The sequence below is a fragment of the Azonexus sp. genome, assembly GCF_030824335.1.
Taxonomy (GTDB): Bacteria; Pseudomonadota; Gammaproteobacteria; order Burkholderiales; family Rhodocyclaceae; genus Azonexus.
This window is the reverse complement of the sequence record NZ_JAVBXX010000006.1, coordinates 186,460-202,056: the sequence shown is the minus strand read 5'-3', so window position 1 is coordinate 202,056 and position 15,597 is coordinate 186,460. Positions and strand designations below refer to the sequence as shown.

Below are 15,597 nucleotides of genomic sequence, written 5' to 3'. Positions count from 1 at the left end.
ATACACCCTCAATTCTTAAGTTTCCTTTAATCCCCCAGCTGCATCCTTGGAATCATGTTGTTATCCGAGGTCATCATTGTGGCTGCCATCCAGAAAATCATCCAGACACGCCAGCAGGCGCTCTCCATCCGCCATACGGTTGTCGGAGCACCGCAGCGGGCGGCGGCGGAAAGCTTCATCGCCGATATTTTCCGTAGCCATTACGACGCCGAAGTCAAAAGCTTCGCGCCCAACCTGATGCTGCTTGAACGCGCCGAGCAGATCGTCGCGACAGCAGGCTGGCGCTGCGCCGGTGAAGACCGGCTGTTTCTCGAAAATTATCTCGACGTGCCGATTGAAACTGCCGTTGCCCGATTGGCCGGCCAACCGGTCCGCCGCGAAGCCATTGTCGAAGTCGGCAACCTGGCGGCAACCCGTGCCGGTGGCAGCGTCGATGTGATCCTCAGCCTGGCCGCCCATCTCGACCGGCTCGGCTACGAATGGGTGGTGTTTACGGCCACCAACGAACTGATCGGCATCTTCCGCCGTCTTGGCCTGCCGCCACTGGCCCTCGCCCCCGCCGACCCGAGCCGCCTCGGCGAGCAGGCGGCCGACTGGGGCAGCTATTACGACAGCAAACCGGTTGTCGTGGCCGGTCGTATCCGCCTGGCGCTGGACATGGTGAAACGTCATGGCTGAGTTTTCCTGGCTCGACGAACTCGCCGCTCGCGCCCCCGATGATGTGCTGCTGCACGCCCCCGCCGGCAACTGGTCGGCCGGCGAGATTCACAACGAACTGCTGGCGCTCGGCGAACGCTTGAGCGGCAGCCGGGTCGTCGGCGTGCTGGCCGACAATGGCCCGGCCTGGGTTGTCGCCGATCTGGCTTGCCAGACATCAGGCATCGTGCATCTGCCGCTACCCGGCTTTTTCAATGCCGACCAGTTGCGCCATGCGCTCGAACAAAGTGGCGCCGATACCGTGCTGACCGATCAACCGGAACGCATCGGCCAGCTCGACCTGGGTTTCGCAATCACTGGCCGCTGGCAGGGATTGACCTGGCTGCGCCGGGTCGTCGACGCCGTTGCCTTGCCACCGGGTACGGCAAAAATCTCCTTCACCTCGGGCAGTACCGGCGCGCCCAAAGGCGTCTGCCTCAGTGCGGCCGGCCTGATCGATACGGCGCTGGCTCTCCGCGAACGGCTGGCTGACCTCCCGCTGACGCGCCATCTGGCAGTCTTGCCGCTGGCCTTGCTGCTGGAAAACGTGGCCGGCGTTTACGCGCCATTGCTGCGCCGTATGCCGGTGCACCTGCCGTCGCTGAGCACGCTGGGCTGGGCCGGCATGGCCGGTTTCGATCCGGCCGCGCTGGACCGTGCAGTCCACGACACCCAGCCGGCCAGCCTGATCCTGGTGCCCGAGCTGCTCAAGGCGTGGACACTGTTTTTGGCCCATTCCGGCGGTCGACCGGAAAATTCGCTCAAATTCGTCGCCGTCGGTGGGGCGCGTGTCGCACCCGAGCTGCTGGCCACGGCCCGGCAAGCCGGCATTCCGGCCTACCAGGGTTACGGCCTGACCGAAGGCGGCTCGGTGCTGGCGATCAACCGGCCGGGCGACGATGGTGAAGGCGTCGGGCGGCCGCTCAGACATGCCCAGATCAGCATCGAATCCGGCGAACTGTTTGTCCGAACCCGTGCCTTCCTCGGCTACGCCGGTCTGCCAGCCCCTGACGGCAGCAGCTTTCCGACCGGCGACCTGGCCAGCTTCGACGCGTTCGGCCACCTGCATCTGGCAGGACGGCGCAAGAACCTGCTGATCACCTCGTTCGGTCGCAACATTTCGCCCGAGTGGGTGGAGGCCGGACTGCTGGCCAATCCGCAAATCCTGCAAGCCATCGTGGTCGGCGACGGACAAGCAGCCCTCAGCGCCATCGTCGTTCCCATGCCGGGCAGCAGCCCCGTCGCCATCGAACAAGCCATACAGCGCACCAATCAGCAGCTTCCGGATTACGCCCGGATCGCCCATTGCATTACCAGCCCCCCCTTTACGCCAGGCAACGGCCTGGCCACCGGTAACGGTCGCCCGCAGCGGCCAGCCATCATTGAACACCATCGTGCTGCACTGGCAGCGCTTTATGCCCAGGAGGAATCTTCCCATGTCGTTTTATGATCAACTGAAATCCACCACTGCCGAAGCCCGCAGCCATCTGCTGTCGGCCCCAATCCTCACCGACTGCCTGCAGGGCCGGGTCGAACTCGACAGCTATCGTGCTTTCCTCGCCCAGGCCTATCATCACGTTCGCCACACAACGCCGCTGCTGATGACGCTCGGCGGTCGTCTGCCGGAACGTCTGGGCTGGATGCGCAAGGCAGTTGCCGAATACATCGAGGAAGAGATCGGCCACGAGGAATGGATTCTCGACGATATCGCTGCCGCCGGTGGCGATGCCGACGCAGTACGTAACAGCCGCCCCGACCTGCCGGCCGAAATCATGGTCGCTTACGCCTACGACCTGATCAATCGCGGTAACCCGGCCGGCTTTTTCGGCATGGTCTTCGTCCTCGAAGGGACCAGCGTCGATCTGGCGCTGACTGCTGCCGACCGCATCCAAGAAGCCCTGAAGCTGCCCGATCAGGCCTTCTCCTACCTGCGTTCGCACGGCACGCTGGATCAGGAACACACGCAACACCTGGCCCGCCTGCTCGACCAGATGACGCCGGAAGATCAAGCCGATGTCGTGCACGCTGCCCGCGTCTTCTTCAAGCTTTACGGCGACATCTTCCATGCGCTGCCAGCGGCGGCAGTGGTTGCGAGCGGCACATGCAACTGAACCAGACACGCATCCTGCTGACCGGTGCCAGCGGCGGCCTCGGCTGTGCCCTGGCCCACGAACTCGCTGTCGCCGGTGCGGCCCTGCTGCTGACCGGCCGCGACCCGGTCCAGCTGGCCCGCCTCAACCTGCCGGCCAAGACCGATTACCAACTGCTGCAAACCGACCTGACGACCAGCGACGGGATTGAAAACACTGTCCAGGCCGCCCGGAATTTCGGCGCCAACGTACTGATCAACAACGCCGGCGTCGGCGGTTTCGGTCTGTTCGCCGAACAGGAATGGCAGGATGTCGAGCGTATTCTGGCCACCAACCTGGCCGCCCCGCTGCGTCTCACCCAGGCACTCCTTCCCTGGCTGAACAAACAACCAGAAGCCGCCATCGTCAACGTCGGCTCGACCTTCGGCAGCGTCCCGTTCGCCGGGTTCGCCGCCTATTCGACAGCCAAGGCCGGCCTGCGCGCCTTTTCGCAAGCCTTGCGCCGGGAACTGGCCGATACCTCGGTACACGTCATCCACGTTGCACCGCGCGCCATCGATACGCCGATCAATTCACCCGTCGTCCGGGCGCTGAATACTGCACTGGGCAGCGGCATGGATACGCCGGAAACCGTCGCCCGACTGATCGTCGAGATGCTCAACAACAACACCCCGGAACGCCACATCGGCTTTCCGGAGCGCCTGTTCGCCTGGCTCAACGGCTTTGCCCCCGGCCTCGTCGACCAAGGCCTGCGCGGCAAGCTGAGCACAATCAAACAACACGCCACCCATCTCCGTACCGAGTAAAGGACACACCATGTCTCGTCTGAAATCCCTCATTCTCGCCGCCTGCCTGACGCTGGCATCGGCCGCCCAGGCTGCGCCTGCTGATGATCTGATCCGTCCGATCCAGGATCGCTGGGCCGAAATCAAGTACCAGCAGCCGGAAAAACAGCAAGCCGACCTCTACCACGAGCTTGCCGGACAAGCCCGCAAGCTGGCCGAAGCGCAGCCCAACCTGGCCCCGGCATTGATCTGGGAAGCCATCGTCGTGTCCAGCGAAGCCGGTGCCCGTGGCGGCCTCGGCGCATTGTCAATGGCCAAGGAAGCCAAGCGTCTGCTCGAAGAAAGCCTGAAGCTCGACGAAAAAGCCCTGAACGGTTCGGCCTACACCAGCCTGGCCACGCTTTACGCCAAAGTACCGCGCTGGCCGATCGGCTTTGGCGACAAGGCGAAGGCTGAAGAACTGTTCCGCAAGTCATTGGCCATCAATCCCAGCGGGATTGACCCGAACTTTTTTTACGGCGAGTATCTGATCGATGAAGACCGCGTTGCCGAAGGCCGGCGCTATCTGGAAAAAGCCCTGAGCGCAGCGCCTCGCCCGGGCCGGGAAACGGCCGATCAGGGACGGCGCCGCGAAATTCAGGCCCTGCTCAGCAAAACCGCCAAGGACGCACGCTAATTGAGAGTTCTGCTCGTTGAAGATGATGCACTGCTCGGCGACGGTATCCGCGCCGGGCTGATGCTCGACGCTTATGCGGTCGACTGGGTCAAGGATGGACAAATGGCCCTGCATGCCCTGGCCGACCACAGCTACGACGCCTGCATCCTCGACCTCGGGCTACCCGGCAAGGACGGACTTTCCGTCCTGCGGGAGATGCGCCGCGGCGGCGACCGGACCCCCGTCCTCGTCCTGACCGCACGCGACACCCGGGAAGACAAGATCAGCGGCCTCGACCACGGCGCCGACGACTACCTGACCAAGCCCTTCGATCTGGGCGAACTGCAGGCGCGCATCCGCGCCCTGCTCCGGCGCGCCGGCGGCATCGCCCACCCGCTGTTCGAACACCGGGGCGTCACGCTTGATCCGGCCAGCAAGCGGGTCAGCTTCCAGGGCTGCGACGTCCCGCTGTCCGGCCGCGAATATGCACTACTGCATGCCTTGATCAGCCAGCCGGGCCATATCCGCAGTCGCAGCCAACTCGAAGAAAGCCTGTATTCCTGGGGCGATGAGGCCGGCAGCAATACCGTCGAAGTGTACATCCACCATCTGCGCAAGAAATTCGGCGCCGATTTCATCCGGACTGTCCGCGGTCTCGGCTACCAGCTTGGCGAACAAGCGGGCGAGCAATTGGGTGAACAACGGGGAGACGAAGGCCGATGACCCGGCTGTTGCCGGCCGAGCGCATCCATTCGCTGCGCTGGCGCCTGCTCGGCGCCGTCTGCGCGGCTGTCCTGCTGATCTGGTTGCTCACCGGCTGGTTCAGCTACACCAAGGCGCAGCACGAAGCAGAAGAGTTGATGGACGGCAATCTGGCGCAGACCGGTCGCCTGTTGCTCGCCATCGTGCACGACAATGAGGCGAACCTCGGCGAACTGGCGAACCGACTGGCTACCGTCCGCGGCGCCGCCGACAATATCTACGAACCACCGCTGGAATTCCAGATCGGCCTGGGCGATGGCACTATCCTGGCCCGCTCGATTGACGCGCCGGCACTGCCTATTCTGGGCATCGCCGATTACAGCGACATCATCCGTCACGACAACGCCTGGCGCGTCTTGAACACGGTTTCCGGCGATGGCCGCTACCGCGTGCAAGTGTCGCAATCCATCCTGCTGCGCGATCAGGCAGCGCTCGAAGTCGCCATCCAGACGGTTCTGCCGCTACTGCTCATCGTGCCCGTGCTGATTCTTCTGATCTACCTGTCGATCCAGCGCGCCTTGCGTCCGCTTGACCTGCTGGCCAAGGAAGTTTCGGCCCGCACGCCGGACAACCTGGCCGCCCTGCCCGATGCGCGCATTCCCACCGAAGCCAGGCCGCTGGTCAACGCGATAAATCGCCTGTTCCAGCGCGTGGACCGCACATTGGACAACGAGCGTCGTTTCACCGCCGATGCCGCACATGAATTGCGCACGCCGCTCGCCGCCATCAAGGTGCAGACGCAGGTTGCCCTGCTCAGCCGGGATACAGCGATGCGCGAACACGCGCTGCAGCAGATCGAATGCGGCGTAGACCGGGCCAGCCGGCTGGTCGAACAACTGCTCCGACTGGCCCGTCTTGACCCCTTGAGCAGCCCGCCGGCCAGCCTGCCGTTCGATCTGGGTCATCTGGTCGACGAGACACTGAAGGCCGCCCGGCATGCCAAAGCCGACGCCACCCAGGAAGTCAGCCATAAGCTGCCGGCCACACCGGCGATTGTGCTCGGCGATGCCGACCTGCTGCAAATTGCCATCCGCAACCTGCTCGACAACGCCCTGCGCTATACCCCGCCCGGCAGCACTATCCAGGTGACAATCTCCGAGTCGGCGACACACTACGGCCTGACCGTTGCCGATAACGGCCCCGGCGTTCCGCCTGCGGCACTAGTCCGCTTGGGTGAGCGCTTTTTCCGCGGTCAACCCGGCAGTATTGAAGGAAATGGCTTGGGCTTGGCCATCGTCGCCCGCATTGCCGAATTGCACGGGGCAGAACTGAAGTTGGCCAACCGGCCCGAAGGCGGCTTCTCGGTCAGCCTGAATGGCCTTCGGCGCGCCACGCCGGACAACTGAGCGCACCGCAACACATGCTTCTTGCTAGCGCTCATTTCTATCCACGCTTGCCTTAGCGGCTGAACTTGTAAAACAGGTTGGGTTCGCTCACCACGTACAGCTTGCCGGCATCGTCCATGGCCAGCCCTTCAGCTTGGGGAATCTTGCGTTTCAAGCCGTGTTTGCCAGCGCGCAAAGACATTTTGCTGATCGCCTTTCCGGCTTTGTCCAACTCGACAATCAAGCGCGATTCATCGGACAGGGCGAGCAAATGGCCGGTCCTGGCATCGAAATACAGGCTGGACAAATCGCGCAAGGGCAAAGCCTTGGTATACGCCGGGTTATCGTGAATCTGCAGCGCCGACGCAGGGCGGCCGGCAAAGGGAAAACCGGTGATTTCGTATATCTGCATCGGATCGCGCTCCTTCGCCACGAACAGGCGCCCGCCAGCGCGATCATAAGCCAGCCCTTCGAAACCAAGATTGCCATTACGCCCGATACCGATGGCAACCTGGCTGTTGTGCTGCACATCCAGACGTTCCGTTGTCTCGTCGATCACGACCTCGATCACCGCTTGCCGACGCTCGTCCGTAATGACGTAGCGGCCGGGCGAAATGTATTCGATGGCCTCCGGGTCGGCGACACCGCTCAAGGGAATGCGCCGCAACACATCGCCATCCAGCGACAGTTCGATGATTTCCGGGCGCTTGTTGGTCACGGCAAAAAGTGAGCGGCGATCCGGATCGTAAGTGAGGCCGGAAACATCGTCCTTGACCCCGACAATCGGCTTGGCATCGATCTCGACCTGGAAATCAGGCAACCAGACGGCGTTCTGCCGCACCGAATCGGCTGTCGTCATCTGCTGAAAAGCCAGTGCCGAACGGATGAATGGGTTGGCCCAGGGTTTGAAGTCATTTCCTGCGGTCGACCAGGCAATTACGGCAAAAATCACCAGCAGCGAAACCATCGCGTAGCTTTTCAGCAGACGGGATTTGCCGTGTTTTACCGTACTGGACGAGGCAAGGACTTCTGGCGTTTTGCCGGGCGTATCGGAGGGCGGAAGGCGCATGACTGCTTTCGTGAATTTGCGATGCGATGCATCTTGCACCACGAACATTAAACTTAATGTGACACTGCGATTCATGAAGCGTTTACCCTGACTGCCGCAGCATTCGCCGATGCTTAAACTCCTTTCCCTACTTCTCTTGTCGCTCTCACTGGCCTCACCTGCGGCCGCCGAAGAGCAATACGTGATTCGCCGGGCCGTTGAAGCCGGGCAATTGAAACCGCTCTCCGACATCCTGTCCGGGGTACAAACCCGCCACGCAGGCAAAGTCCTGGATGTCGACCTGGAACGCGACCGCAGCGGTCGCCGCGTTTACGAAATCACCATTCTGAAAAACAGCGGACAACGAACCAAGATTCTGGTCGATGCAACCAGTGGTATCGAACTCGCCAGCGCACCGGAAGCCAACCCGGCAGCGAGACCGACGGCCACAGCACTGCGCAGCCTGCTGGCCAAATATCCGGGCCATATCCTGGAACTCGAACTCAAGCAGGGCGCAGATGCCCGGCTGATCTACGAAATCCAGATCATCCAGCAGGATGGCCGGTTGCGCGAATTCGTCATCGATGCCCGCACCGGCGAATTGATCAATGCCAGCGGGCATCGTCAGGAAGTATTGCGTAGTCTGAAAACCTTGCCCGATATCCTGGATCGCCTGCCGGCGCGTTACCGGGGCGTTGTTCAGGAAATCGAACTGGAATACGATCAGGAAGGGCGTTATTTCTACGAAATCGAAGTGCGTCTGGCCGATGGCCGGGTTTTCGAACTCGATGTCGACGCCATATCCGGCAAGATACTGAATGGAGAGGAAGTCGAGCGATGAGAGTCCTCGTCGTCGAAGACGACCCCGAACTGGCCCGCCGCATTGCCGCCGGGCTGGAACAGGACGGCATGATCGTCGAAACCGTCGGCGAAGGAAATGCAGCGTCTTTCCTCGGCTGCACCGAAGATTACGATGCAGCGGTACTCGACCTCGGCCTGCCCGGACAGGATGGCATTTCGGTCTTGCGCCACTGGCGCGAAAACGGTCGTCACATGCCGGTGCTGATCCTGACCGCCCGCGCCCGCTGGAGCGACAAGCTGGCCGGCTTCGACGCCGGGGCCGACGATTATCTAACCAAGCCCTTCTTGCAGGAAGAAGTTGCGCTGCGTCTGCGTGTTCTGCAACGGCGCGCCTTGGGTCACGCGACATCCACCCTGCAAGCTGGCCCCTTGAGCTACGACAGCACCAGCGGTCGCTTCACGCTGGATGGCCAACTGCTGACGCTGACGGCGCAGGAGCAACGCATCCTGGCTTATCTGATCCAGCGCAAGGGCCGCGTGGTCAGCCGCAGCGAGATCGCCGAGCATGTTTACGCACGCGACCTCGACCCGGATTCGAACACACTGGACGTGCTGATCGGACGCATACGCCGCAAACTCGTCGCCCCGTTGATCCAGACCGAACGCGGCCGGGGGTTTTGCCTGACCGATGGTGGCGATGCCGCTTAGCACCATCCAGCGCGCGGGGCTCGGCATCCGACTGTTCATGCTCGGCGCCCTCGCCGCCCTGCTGGTCAGCACGCTGGGCGGCTGGGCCTTGCGCCAGAGTGTGCAAACCACGCTGTGGAACAGCTTTGAACAGCGCCTGACGGAAAAGGCTGAACGTCTGGTGGGCGGGCTGAATGTCATGCCTGGAGAAACCGAGGTCCGCTGGCATGGCCGCAACAACGATGAATTCGCCCGGATATTTTCCGGCTGGTACTGGCAACTGGAAAGCAGCGGCGAAATTCAGGCCTCGCGCTCCCTGTGGGACAGTCGTCTGGAAACATCCAGGGCACAGGCGGTCGACGACGAAGCGACGCTCAATCGCCTGATCGGGCCGCAAAACCTGCAACTGATGGGCATTGTTCGGCAAGTGGAAATCGATGGCTACCCGGCCAAGCTGCACATTTACGGCCCGGCAGCCGAAACCGAAGTCGAACTGGCGCGCCTGGATCGCATCCTGCTCTTCACCCAGCTCGGGCTGGTCATTGCCTTGCTGTTGAGCAGCCTGTTGCAAGTCCGGCTTGGCCTGATTCCCTTGCGCCGCCTGCGCGCCAAGCTGTCCGAAGTCCGTGCCGGCACCGCCGAATGTGTCGGCAGCCATTTCAGTCCGGACCTCGACCCGTTGGCCGAAGAACTGGATCTGGTGCTGGCGCGCAACGCCAAAATCGTCACGCGTGCCCGCGGCCATGCTGCCGATCTCAGCCATGCGCTGAAAAAACCACTGTCCATCCTGGGTGCCGACAGTGCTCTGCGCGAAAACACGCTGCTGCATCAGCAGATCACCTCAATGTCGCGTTTGATCGATCGTCACCTGACCCGAGCCGGCAGCGGCGCCGGCAGTTTTTCCCAGATTGCCGTCGCCGAGCGGATCGCCGGCCTCATTGCGCTGATGCAGCGACTGCACAGCGAACGCGCCATCAACTGGGAAAGCCGGATCGATGGCGGCCTCTTCTGGCGCGGTGAACCGACAGACTTTGAGGAAATGCTGGGCAATCTGCTGGATAATGCGGCCAAATGGGCAGACAGCCGGATTGTCATCGAAGCTTTCGTTCAGCAACACGAACTGTTCATCCATATTGACGACGACGGTCCGGGGCTGTCGGAAGCGCAGATCAAGGAAAGCGGTATCCGTGGCCGGCGTTTCGACGAGAATGTCGAGGGTAGCGGGCTGGGGCTGGTGATTGCCGCCGATATTGCCGACACTTACGGCGGCGACATCGTCCTGAGCAGAAGCCCGCTTGGTGGGCTGCGTGTTGCGTTGAACCTTCCCGCCTGAGTCCGGCCAAAGGCCCGTTTAAGCTTAATTTAATCCACCCACAGCATAGTGGGCCATTTTCATCGTGAGAGCATCCATGTCCCAAACACTCCCCGCTGCAAGCACGAAAAGTCGCCTGGAGCGGGTTTGGCAACGCCTTGATATTTTCGGCCCCTACAGCGGCCTCGCCATGCTCTTCCTGCTCGGCCTGCCGCTGCTTTCGCTGTCCCGCATCACCTTGATGCTGTGGCAGTCGGAACGCGTCGCCGCCACCGGCATCTGGCCGGAAATGCTGGCGCAAGGGGTGCGCGTGGACATCATCCAGCTGTCGCTGCTCACGCTGCCCCTGTTGTTGCTGGCACCGATTCTGGCCACCCGCCCGCTATGGCCGCTGTGGCGTCGCCTGAGCATGTTCTGGGTGGTCCTGGCGATTGCCGGCCTGGCCCTGCTGGAAGTCTCGTCGCCCGCTTTCATCACCGAATACGACACCCGGCCGAACCGTCTGTTCGTCGAATATCTGAAATATCCGGGCGAGGTCATGGGCATGCTGTGGGGTGGCTTTCGCCTGCAGTTGCTGGGCGGCCTGCTGTTTACCGCCTTTTTCGGCTACGCCGCCTATTACCTGATGCGTCCCTGGCGGAACAAGCAGGCGGTCTGGTCGCACCTGCGCCTGTGGCTGACCTGGCCGTTGCTCGTTCTGCTCTGTGCCTTTGCCGTGCGCTCCAGCCTCGATCACCGACCGGCCAACCCGGCGATGTTCGCGCTGACCGGCGATCCGATGGTCAATACGCTGATCCTCAATTCCGCCTGGTCGGTCACCCACGCCATCTACGGCATGCGCCACGAAGCCCGTTCCAGCGAGATTTACGGCACGATGGAAGAGGCCGACATCATGGCCGAGGTGAAGGCTGCCCGGGCCAGCCTCGGCGATCCCCGTCCTCTGCTTGGCGACCCCGAAATTCCCACATTGACTGCCCAGACGGCCAGCAGTAAACGCAACAAACCGCTCAACCTGGTGATCATTCTTGAAGAAAGCCTGGGCGCGACCTTTGTTGAATCGCTGGGCGGCGTGCCAGTCACCCCGGAACTGGAAAAGCTGAAGAAACAGGGTTGGTGGTTCGAGCAGTTGTACGCCACCGGCACCCGTTCGATTCGCGGCATCGAAGCCGTCGTCACCGGTTTCCCACCCACCCCGGCGCAGGCCGTCGTCAAACTGTCGCTGGCCCAACGCAATTTTGCGTCGCTGGCTTCCATCCTCGGCACGCAGGGCTACGAATCGGAATTCATTTACGGCGGCGAAGCGCATTTCGACAACATGCGCAGTTTTTTCACCGGCAATGGTTTTAACCGCATTACCGACGAAAACGACTACACAAACCCGGTGTTCAAGGCCAGTTGGGGCGTTTCCGACGAAGATCTGCTCAACAAGACGCACGAACGCCTGAGCGCCAAGCACAAGGAAGGCAAACCCAGTTTCACGCTGGTCTTCACATCGTCCAACCATTCGCCCTTCGAGTTTCCGGATGGGCGCATCGACTTGTACGAGCAGCCCAAGGGCACCGACAACAACGCCGTCAAATACACCGATTACGTGCTCGGCCAGTTCATGAAGCAGGCGCAAGCCAGCGATTACTGGAAGGACACGATCTTCGTCGTCGTCGCCGACCACGATATCCGGGTGCGTGGCGACAGCCTGGTGCCGATCGAACGCTTTCACATTCCCGGCCTGATCCTGGGGGCCGACCTGAAGCAAAAGACGATCAAGACCGTCGCCAGCCAGATCGACCTGGCGCCGACGCTGCTCTCGCTACTCGGCATCGACAGCAAACACCCGCTGATCGGCCGCGATCTGACGCGGGAAGACCCACAAAACCCTGGCCGCGCGATGATGCAATACGAACAGAATTACGCCTGGATGGAAGGTGACAAGGTCGTCGTGCTGCGTCCGGAAAAAGCCCCGGCACACGGGCGCTATGAAAAGACGACGAAACACCTGGCCGTCGTGCCTGAAGCGCCCAAGGACGGTGCCGTACTGGAACGCCGGGCACTCGCCCATGCGCTGCTGCCAGCCTGGCTGTATCGGGAACAGCGTTACCGGCTGCCCGATTAAGGGAAAGACGCCGGCAGCCTGAGCGTCGTCAGGCTGCCATAATCCGGCGTGTGGCGCAGGCTGTCGGCAATGCTGGCCGCTGCGGCATGCGCCAGCAGCAGGCGGATCACGCCGGCATGGGTGACCAGCACATGCTCACCATCGCCCAGGCCACCCACGAATTCGAGCACGCGCTCACGCAGTTGGTACGGCGATTCACCACCCGGCGGCGCGTAGCCTTCAACATCGGCGGCCCAGGCATCGAGCTGGCTGCGCGGCACCAAATCCCACGGTCGACCTTCCCAGGCGCCAAAATTCATTTCCATCAAGCGTGCATCGAGTTGCACGGACGAGTGTGATGAATTCGACGAATCGGTCAGCCTTTCAGGCTGCACTTCCGCAAGCATTTCTGCCAGTACTTCTGCTAATTCCCGGCAACGGCGTAGCGGGCTGCTCCACAACGTGAATCCCGGCGACAAGCCCGGCAACAACTCAGCACGCAGACGTTCTGCCGTCGCCACCGGATTTTCGGCCGCTACATCGAGTTGACCGTAACAAATGCCCGGCTCGATCAGCGGCTTGGGGTGGCGGATCAGATGCAGGATCATTTTGGCAACATCATTGCGGCAAACTGGCCAGCAGGCCGAGATAGAAGGCGATTTCACTGACTTGCTGCACCGCCCCCAGACAATCGCCGGTATAGCCGCCAAGCCAGCGGCGGAATTTGGTGGCCAGCCAGAGCGTGGCCAGCAAGGCCAGCAAACAGGCGAGCAGCATGTTTTGCCAAGGCAGGAAAAACAGCGCCACCGCGCCAAAGCCAGTTGCCACCAAAAAAGCCGGGCCGGACAAACGCGTCGCCAGCGGTTTGGCCTTGGCCAGCAGATCCTCGCGCACGTAGTCCATCGTCGCCAGCAACAAGGTCGAACACCAGCGCGACCAGGCGTGCCCGGCGAGCAAGGCCCAGGGGACCAGCGCGGTGTCGAGCATCGATAGCAGCACGAACTTGCCGCTCAGCCCCAGCCATAGCGCAACGACACCGTAACTGCCAACCCGAGAATCCTTCATGATTTCCAGGATGCGCAGCTTGTCCCAACCGCCGCCCAGGCCATCGGCCGCGTCCGACAGGCCATCTTCGTGAAACGCGCCGGTCGCGTAAATCGTCGCCGCCATCGCCAGCAGCACCGCCACCGGCTGCGGCCAGAGTTGCAGCACGGCCAGATAGACCAGTGCGGCGATGCCGCCAATCAACAGGCCGACCGCCGGGAAATAACGCGCCGAATGATTCAGCGCCTCAGCCGAATGACCGACCCAGGCCGGCACCGGCAGCCGGGTGAAGAAACGCACGGCGCCGAGGAAATATTCCAGCTCGCGGCGCAGCATCAGGCGGCTTTGCTGGCTTGCTGCGCCGCGTCCTGGTCCGCCACGCCGGCCGACTCAAAACTGGCCATCTCGTTGAGGAAGGCGACCGACGCCTGGACCAGTGGCCAGGCCAGCGCCGCACCGGTGCCTTCGCCAAGACGCAGACCGAGGTCGAGCAACGGCTCGGCCTGCAGCGCCTGCAACTGGGCACGATGGCCGGCTTCAGCCGAGCGGTGGCAGAAGATGCAGTAGTCGAGCAGCGCGGGGTGAAGGCGGACTGCGGTCAATGCGGCAGAACCGACGATAAAGCCGTCGATCAACAACACCATGCCGGCTTCGGCAGCGGCCAGCATGGCGCCGGTCATCATGGCGATTTCAAAGCCGCCGAACTCGGCCAGCACCGCCAGCGGCGCATTGTTGCCGCCAGCCGCCCGGTAGCGGGCCAGCGCCTGTTCGAGCAGCGCCTGCTTGCGCGCCAGCCCGGCATCGTCGAGGCCGGTGCCGCGCCCGACGCACTCGGCCAGCGGCACGCCGGTCAGACAATGCGTGATCAGCGAGGCCGACGCGGTATTGCCGATGCCCATCTCGCCGAAGCCGACGACATTGCAGCCCTGCACCGCCAGTTCACGCACGATGGCGGCGCCACGGGCAATCGCTTCGGCGCACTGCGCGGCGCTCATCGCCGGCTGTTCCAGGTAGTTGGCCGTGCCGTGGGCGATTTTTGCCGCAATCAAGCCGTCGACCGCAGTAAAGTCGTGCGCGACGCCAGCATCGACGACCGACAGCGCGATGCCGTTCTGCCGGCAGAACACATTGATCGCCGCGCCGCCGTTGAGGAAGTTGCCGACCATCTGCCAGGTCACGTCCTGCGGGTAGGCCGACACGCCGGCCTTGGCCGCACCATGGTCGCCAGCAAAAACCAGCATCTGCGGCTGGCGCAGGGCCGGCGTCAGGGTTTGCTGGATCAGCGCGACTTTCTTCGCCACGCTTTCCAGCTGGCCCAAGGCACCGACCGGCTTGGTCTTGCGGTCAACCTTGTTTTTCAGCGAATTTTCGATGGCCCGGTCAGGGGCCGAAATCTTGAACGAATGCATCCGATTCTCCAAAAGCAAAAGGGCCTCGCGGCAGCGTTTGGCCAACGCAGCCGCGAAGCCCTGTCCACAGGCTTGCAGTTTTGACGTACGACAGGTCTTCTGGCTTTCGGATCGTCCGGCTCGCCGCGCCTTCCCGGCAGGTTTGTCTCCCCGCGTAGTGGCATCGTGCAGCGACCGTCCCCGATTACAGCGGCGGGCCCGCCCCGGAATTGCGCCTGAACCGAATCAAGCGCGCACCGGGTTCCTTGATGTCGAACGGCACGGATTATAACCCTGCCTCTGCCTTTACCTTGTCCTCTCCCCCGCCTTCACCGAGAATGCCGGACATGAAAGAACTGATCCTTGGCGGTGCCCGTTCCGGCAAAAGCCTGCTCGCCGAACAACGCGCCGCGCAATCCGGGCTGCACGTCATCTATCTCGCCACCGCCGAAGCCCGCGATGGCGAAATGGCGCGTCGCATCGCCCATCATCGCGAACGCCGCCCGGTCGACTGGGGCTGCGCCGAAGAAACCCTGCACCTGGCAGACAAACTGCGCGAACTGGCCAGCCCGGACACCTGCATCCTGGTCGATTGCCTGACCCTGTGGCTGTCCAACCTGCTCTTTGCCGGCTGTGCCGCCACGCAGGCGGAAGCCGGCGAAGCCATCGATTGCCCGCTACTGCGCGAGCAAACCGGCGCGCTGATCGAATGCCTGCCGCAACTGCCCGGCCGGGTGATCCTGGTCTCCAACGAAGTCGGCTGGGGCATCGTGCCAATGCACCCGGTATCCAGGCTTTTTGCCGACGAACAGGGCCGCCTGAACCAGCGCGTCGCGGCGGTTTGCGAGCAGGTCACGCTGGTGGCGGCGGGTCTGCCGCTGGTGCTGAAAACTGCGCAGCCAGCGTAAATAACGC

The 15,597-nt window shown here is 62.7% G+C and carries 16 protein-coding genes and 1 riboswitch; of the genes, 12 read left to right on the top strand and 4 right to left on the bottom strand.

Annotation, left to right across the window (positions count from 1 at the left end):
• Nucleotides 1-54 precede the first annotated feature (54 nt).
• From RCI20_RS03240 to RCI20_RS03210, 7 genes are read left to right on the top strand one after another with little or no spacing between them, the layout of a single operon-like run.
• Nucleotides 55-678, top strand: coding sequence for a thermostable hemolysin (locus RCI20_RS03240; RefSeq protein ID WP_306603107.1), 624 nt, complete (start codon nucleotides 55-57; stop codon nucleotides 676-678).
• Entirely contained in the window at nucleotides 671-2,146 is a 1,476-nt protein-coding gene (locus RCI20_RS03235; RefSeq protein WP_306603106.1) for an AMP-binding protein, read from the top strand. The genes RCI20_RS03240 and RCI20_RS03235 overlap by 8 nt, the downstream gene beginning before the upstream one ends.
• Nucleotides 2,133-2,807 (top strand): TenA family transcriptional regulator, encoded by a 675-nt coding sequence (locus RCI20_RS03230; protein WP_306603105.1) that lies wholly within the window; start codon nucleotides 2,133-2,135, stop codon nucleotides 2,805-2,807. The genes RCI20_RS03235 and RCI20_RS03230 overlap by 14 nt, the downstream gene beginning before the upstream one ends.
• A complete protein-coding gene (locus tag RCI20_RS03225; RefSeq protein ID WP_306603104.1) occupies nucleotides 2,798-3,592 on the top strand; it encodes an SDR family oxidoreductase in 795 nt (264 codons plus the stop codon). Before RCI20_RS03230 ends, RCI20_RS03225 begins: the two co-directional genes overlap by 10 nt.
• 10 nt (nucleotides 3,593-3,602) lie before the next feature.
• Nucleotides 3,603-4,247 (top strand): hypothetical protein, encoded by a 645-nt coding sequence (locus tag RCI20_RS03220; protein ID WP_306603103.1) that lies wholly within the window; start codon nucleotides 3,603-3,605, stop codon nucleotides 4,245-4,247.
• Complete coding sequence (locus RCI20_RS03215; protein WP_306603102.1) at nucleotides 4,248-4,949, top strand: response regulator transcription factor; 702 nt, start codon at nucleotides 4,248-4,250, stop codon at nucleotides 4,947-4,949.
• Nucleotides 4,946-6,334 (top strand): ATP-binding protein, encoded by a 1,389-nt coding sequence (locus RCI20_RS03210; RefSeq protein ID WP_306603101.1) that lies wholly within the window; start codon nucleotides 4,946-4,948, stop codon nucleotides 6,332-6,334. Before RCI20_RS03215 ends, RCI20_RS03210 begins: the two co-directional genes overlap by 4 nt.
• Before the next feature lie 52 nt (nucleotides 6,335-6,386).
• On the opposite strand, the gene RCI20_RS03205 is transcribed toward RCI20_RS03210, so the two are convergent.
• Nucleotides 6,387-7,382 carry an SdiA-regulated domain-containing protein gene (locus RCI20_RS03205; RefSeq protein ID WP_306603100.1) on the bottom strand — a complete coding sequence of 332 codons (996 nt, stop codon included), beginning with the start codon at nucleotides 7,380-7,382 and terminating at the stop codon, nucleotides 6,387-6,389.
• Between the two features lie 109 nt (nucleotides 7,383-7,491).
• Here RCI20_RS03205 and RCI20_RS03200 point away from each other — a divergent pair, with 109 nt between their 5' ends.
• The 4 genes from RCI20_RS03200 (at nucleotide 7,492) to RCI20_RS03185 (ending at nucleotide 12,271) form a co-directional block, all read left to right on the top strand.
• Nucleotides 7,492-8,202, top strand: coding sequence for a PepSY domain-containing protein (locus RCI20_RS03200; protein ID WP_306603099.1), 711 nt, complete (start codon nucleotides 7,492-7,494; stop codon nucleotides 8,200-8,202).
• Entirely contained in the window at nucleotides 8,199-8,870 is a 672-nt protein-coding gene (locus RCI20_RS03195) for a response regulator transcription factor (RefSeq protein WP_306603098.1), read from the top strand. The genes RCI20_RS03200 and RCI20_RS03195 overlap by 4 nt, the downstream gene beginning before the upstream one ends.
• Nucleotides 8,860-10,182 carry a sensor histidine kinase gene (locus RCI20_RS03190; RefSeq protein ID WP_306603097.1) on the top strand — a complete coding sequence of 441 codons (1,323 nt, stop codon included), beginning with the start codon at nucleotides 8,860-8,862 and terminating at the stop codon, nucleotides 10,180-10,182. The genes RCI20_RS03195 and RCI20_RS03190 overlap by 11 nt, the downstream gene beginning before the upstream one ends.
• A 76-nt stretch (nucleotides 10,183-10,258) precedes the next feature.
• On the top strand, nucleotides 10,259-12,271 hold the full coding sequence (locus RCI20_RS03185) for an LTA synthase family protein (RefSeq protein ID WP_306603096.1): 2,013 nt from the start codon (nucleotides 10,259-10,261) through the stop codon (nucleotides 12,269-12,271).
• Here the strand turns inward: RCI20_RS03185 and RCI20_RS03180 are convergent.
• The 3 genes from RCI20_RS03180 to cobT are packed head-to-tail and all read right to left on the bottom strand — an operon-like array spanning nucleotide 12,268 to nucleotide 14,703.
• Nucleotides 12,268-12,858: a histidine phosphatase family protein gene (locus RCI20_RS03180; protein ID WP_306603095.1), complete on the bottom strand. Its 591-nt coding sequence runs from the start codon at nucleotides 12,856-12,858 to the stop codon at nucleotides 12,268-12,270. The two genes, RCI20_RS03185 and RCI20_RS03180, sit on opposite strands and share 4 nt — an antisense overlap.
• A 10-nt stretch (nucleotides 12,859-12,868) precedes the next feature.
• The gene (locus RCI20_RS03175) at nucleotides 12,869-13,630 is read right to left on the bottom strand and encodes an adenosylcobinamide-GDP ribazoletransferase (protein WP_306603094.1); all 762 of its coding nucleotides are present in this window, start codon (nucleotides 13,628-13,630) and stop codon (nucleotides 12,869-12,871) included.
• Nucleotides 13,630-14,703 carry a nicotinate-nucleotide--dimethylbenzimidazole phosphoribosyltransferase gene (cobT, locus tag RCI20_RS03170; protein ID WP_306603093.1) on the bottom strand — a complete coding sequence of 358 codons (1,074 nt, stop codon included), beginning with the start codon at nucleotides 14,701-14,703 and terminating at the stop codon, nucleotides 13,630-13,632. The genes RCI20_RS03175 and cobT overlap by 1 nt, the downstream gene beginning before the upstream one ends.
• Nucleotides 14,704-14,774: 71 nt before the next feature.
• Nucleotides 14,775-14,988: riboswitch (cobalamin riboswitch) on the bottom strand.
• 41 nt (nucleotides 14,989-15,029) lie between these two features.
• Between cobT and cobU the strand changes: the two genes are divergently transcribed.
• Nucleotides 15,030-15,590 (top strand): bifunctional adenosylcobinamide kinase/adenosylcobinamide-phosphate guanylyltransferase, encoded by a 561-nt coding sequence (gene cobU, locus RCI20_RS03165; protein WP_373691463.1) that lies wholly within the window; start codon nucleotides 15,030-15,032, stop codon nucleotides 15,588-15,590.
• Nucleotides 15,591-15,597: the final 7 nt, after the last annotated feature.

What these genes read in the sequence shown, in the direction of transcription:
- RCI20_RS03240 (WP_306603107.1), top strand. Translation starts at nt 55, where the DNA reads ATGTTGTTATCCGAGGTCATCATTGTGGCTGCCATCCAGAAAATCATC.
- RCI20_RS03235 (WP_306603106.1), top strand. Translation starts at nt 671, where the DNA reads ATGGCTGAGTTTTCCTGGCTCGACGAACTCGCCGCTCGCGCCCCCGAT.
- RCI20_RS03230 (WP_306603105.1), top strand. Translation starts at nt 2,133, where the DNA reads ATGTCGTTTTATGATCAACTGAAATCCACCACTGCCGAAGCCCGCAGC.
- RCI20_RS03225 (WP_306603104.1), top strand. Translation starts at nt 2,798, where the DNA reads ATGCAACTGAACCAGACACGCATCCTGCTGACCGGTGCCAGCGGCGGC.
- RCI20_RS03220 (WP_306603103.1), top strand. Translation starts at nt 3,603, where the DNA reads ATGTCTCGTCTGAAATCCCTCATTCTCGCCGCCTGCCTGACGCTGGCA.
- RCI20_RS03210 (WP_306603101.1), top strand. Translation starts at nt 4,946, where the DNA reads ATGACCCGGCTGTTGCCGGCCGAGCGCATCCATTCGCTGCGCTGGCGC.
- RCI20_RS03205 (WP_306603100.1), bottom strand. Translation starts at nt 7,382, where the DNA reads ATGCGCCTTCCGCCCTCCGATACGCCCGGCAAAACGCCAGAAGTCCTT.
- RCI20_RS03200 (WP_306603099.1), top strand. Translation starts at nt 7,492, where the DNA reads ATGCTTAAACTCCTTTCCCTACTTCTCTTGTCGCTCTCACTGGCCTCA.
- RCI20_RS03195 (WP_306603098.1), top strand. Translation starts at nt 8,199, where the DNA reads ATGAGAGTCCTCGTCGTCGAAGACGACCCCGAACTGGCCCGCCGCATT.
- RCI20_RS03190 (WP_306603097.1), top strand. Translation starts at nt 8,860, where the DNA reads ATGCCGCTTAGCACCATCCAGCGCGCGGGGCTCGGCATCCGACTGTTC.
- RCI20_RS03185 (WP_306603096.1), top strand. Translation starts at nt 10,259, where the DNA reads ATGTCCCAAACACTCCCCGCTGCAAGCACGAAAAGTCGCCTGGAGCGG.
- RCI20_RS03180 (WP_306603095.1), bottom strand. Translation starts at nt 12,858, where the DNA reads ATGATCCTGCATCTGATCCGCCACCCCAAGCCGCTGATCGAGCCGGGC.
- RCI20_RS03175 (WP_306603094.1), bottom strand. Translation starts at nt 13,630, where the DNA reads ATGCTGCGCCGCGAGCTGGAATATTTCCTCGGCGCCGTGCGTTTCTTC.
- cobT (WP_306603093.1), bottom strand. Translation starts at nt 14,703, where the DNA reads ATGCATTCGTTCAAGATTTCGGCCCCTGACCGGGCCATCGAAAATTCG.
- cobU (WP_373691463.1), top strand. Translation starts at nt 15,030, where the DNA reads ATGAAAGAACTGATCCTTGGCGGTGCCCGTTCCGGCAAAAGCCTGCTC.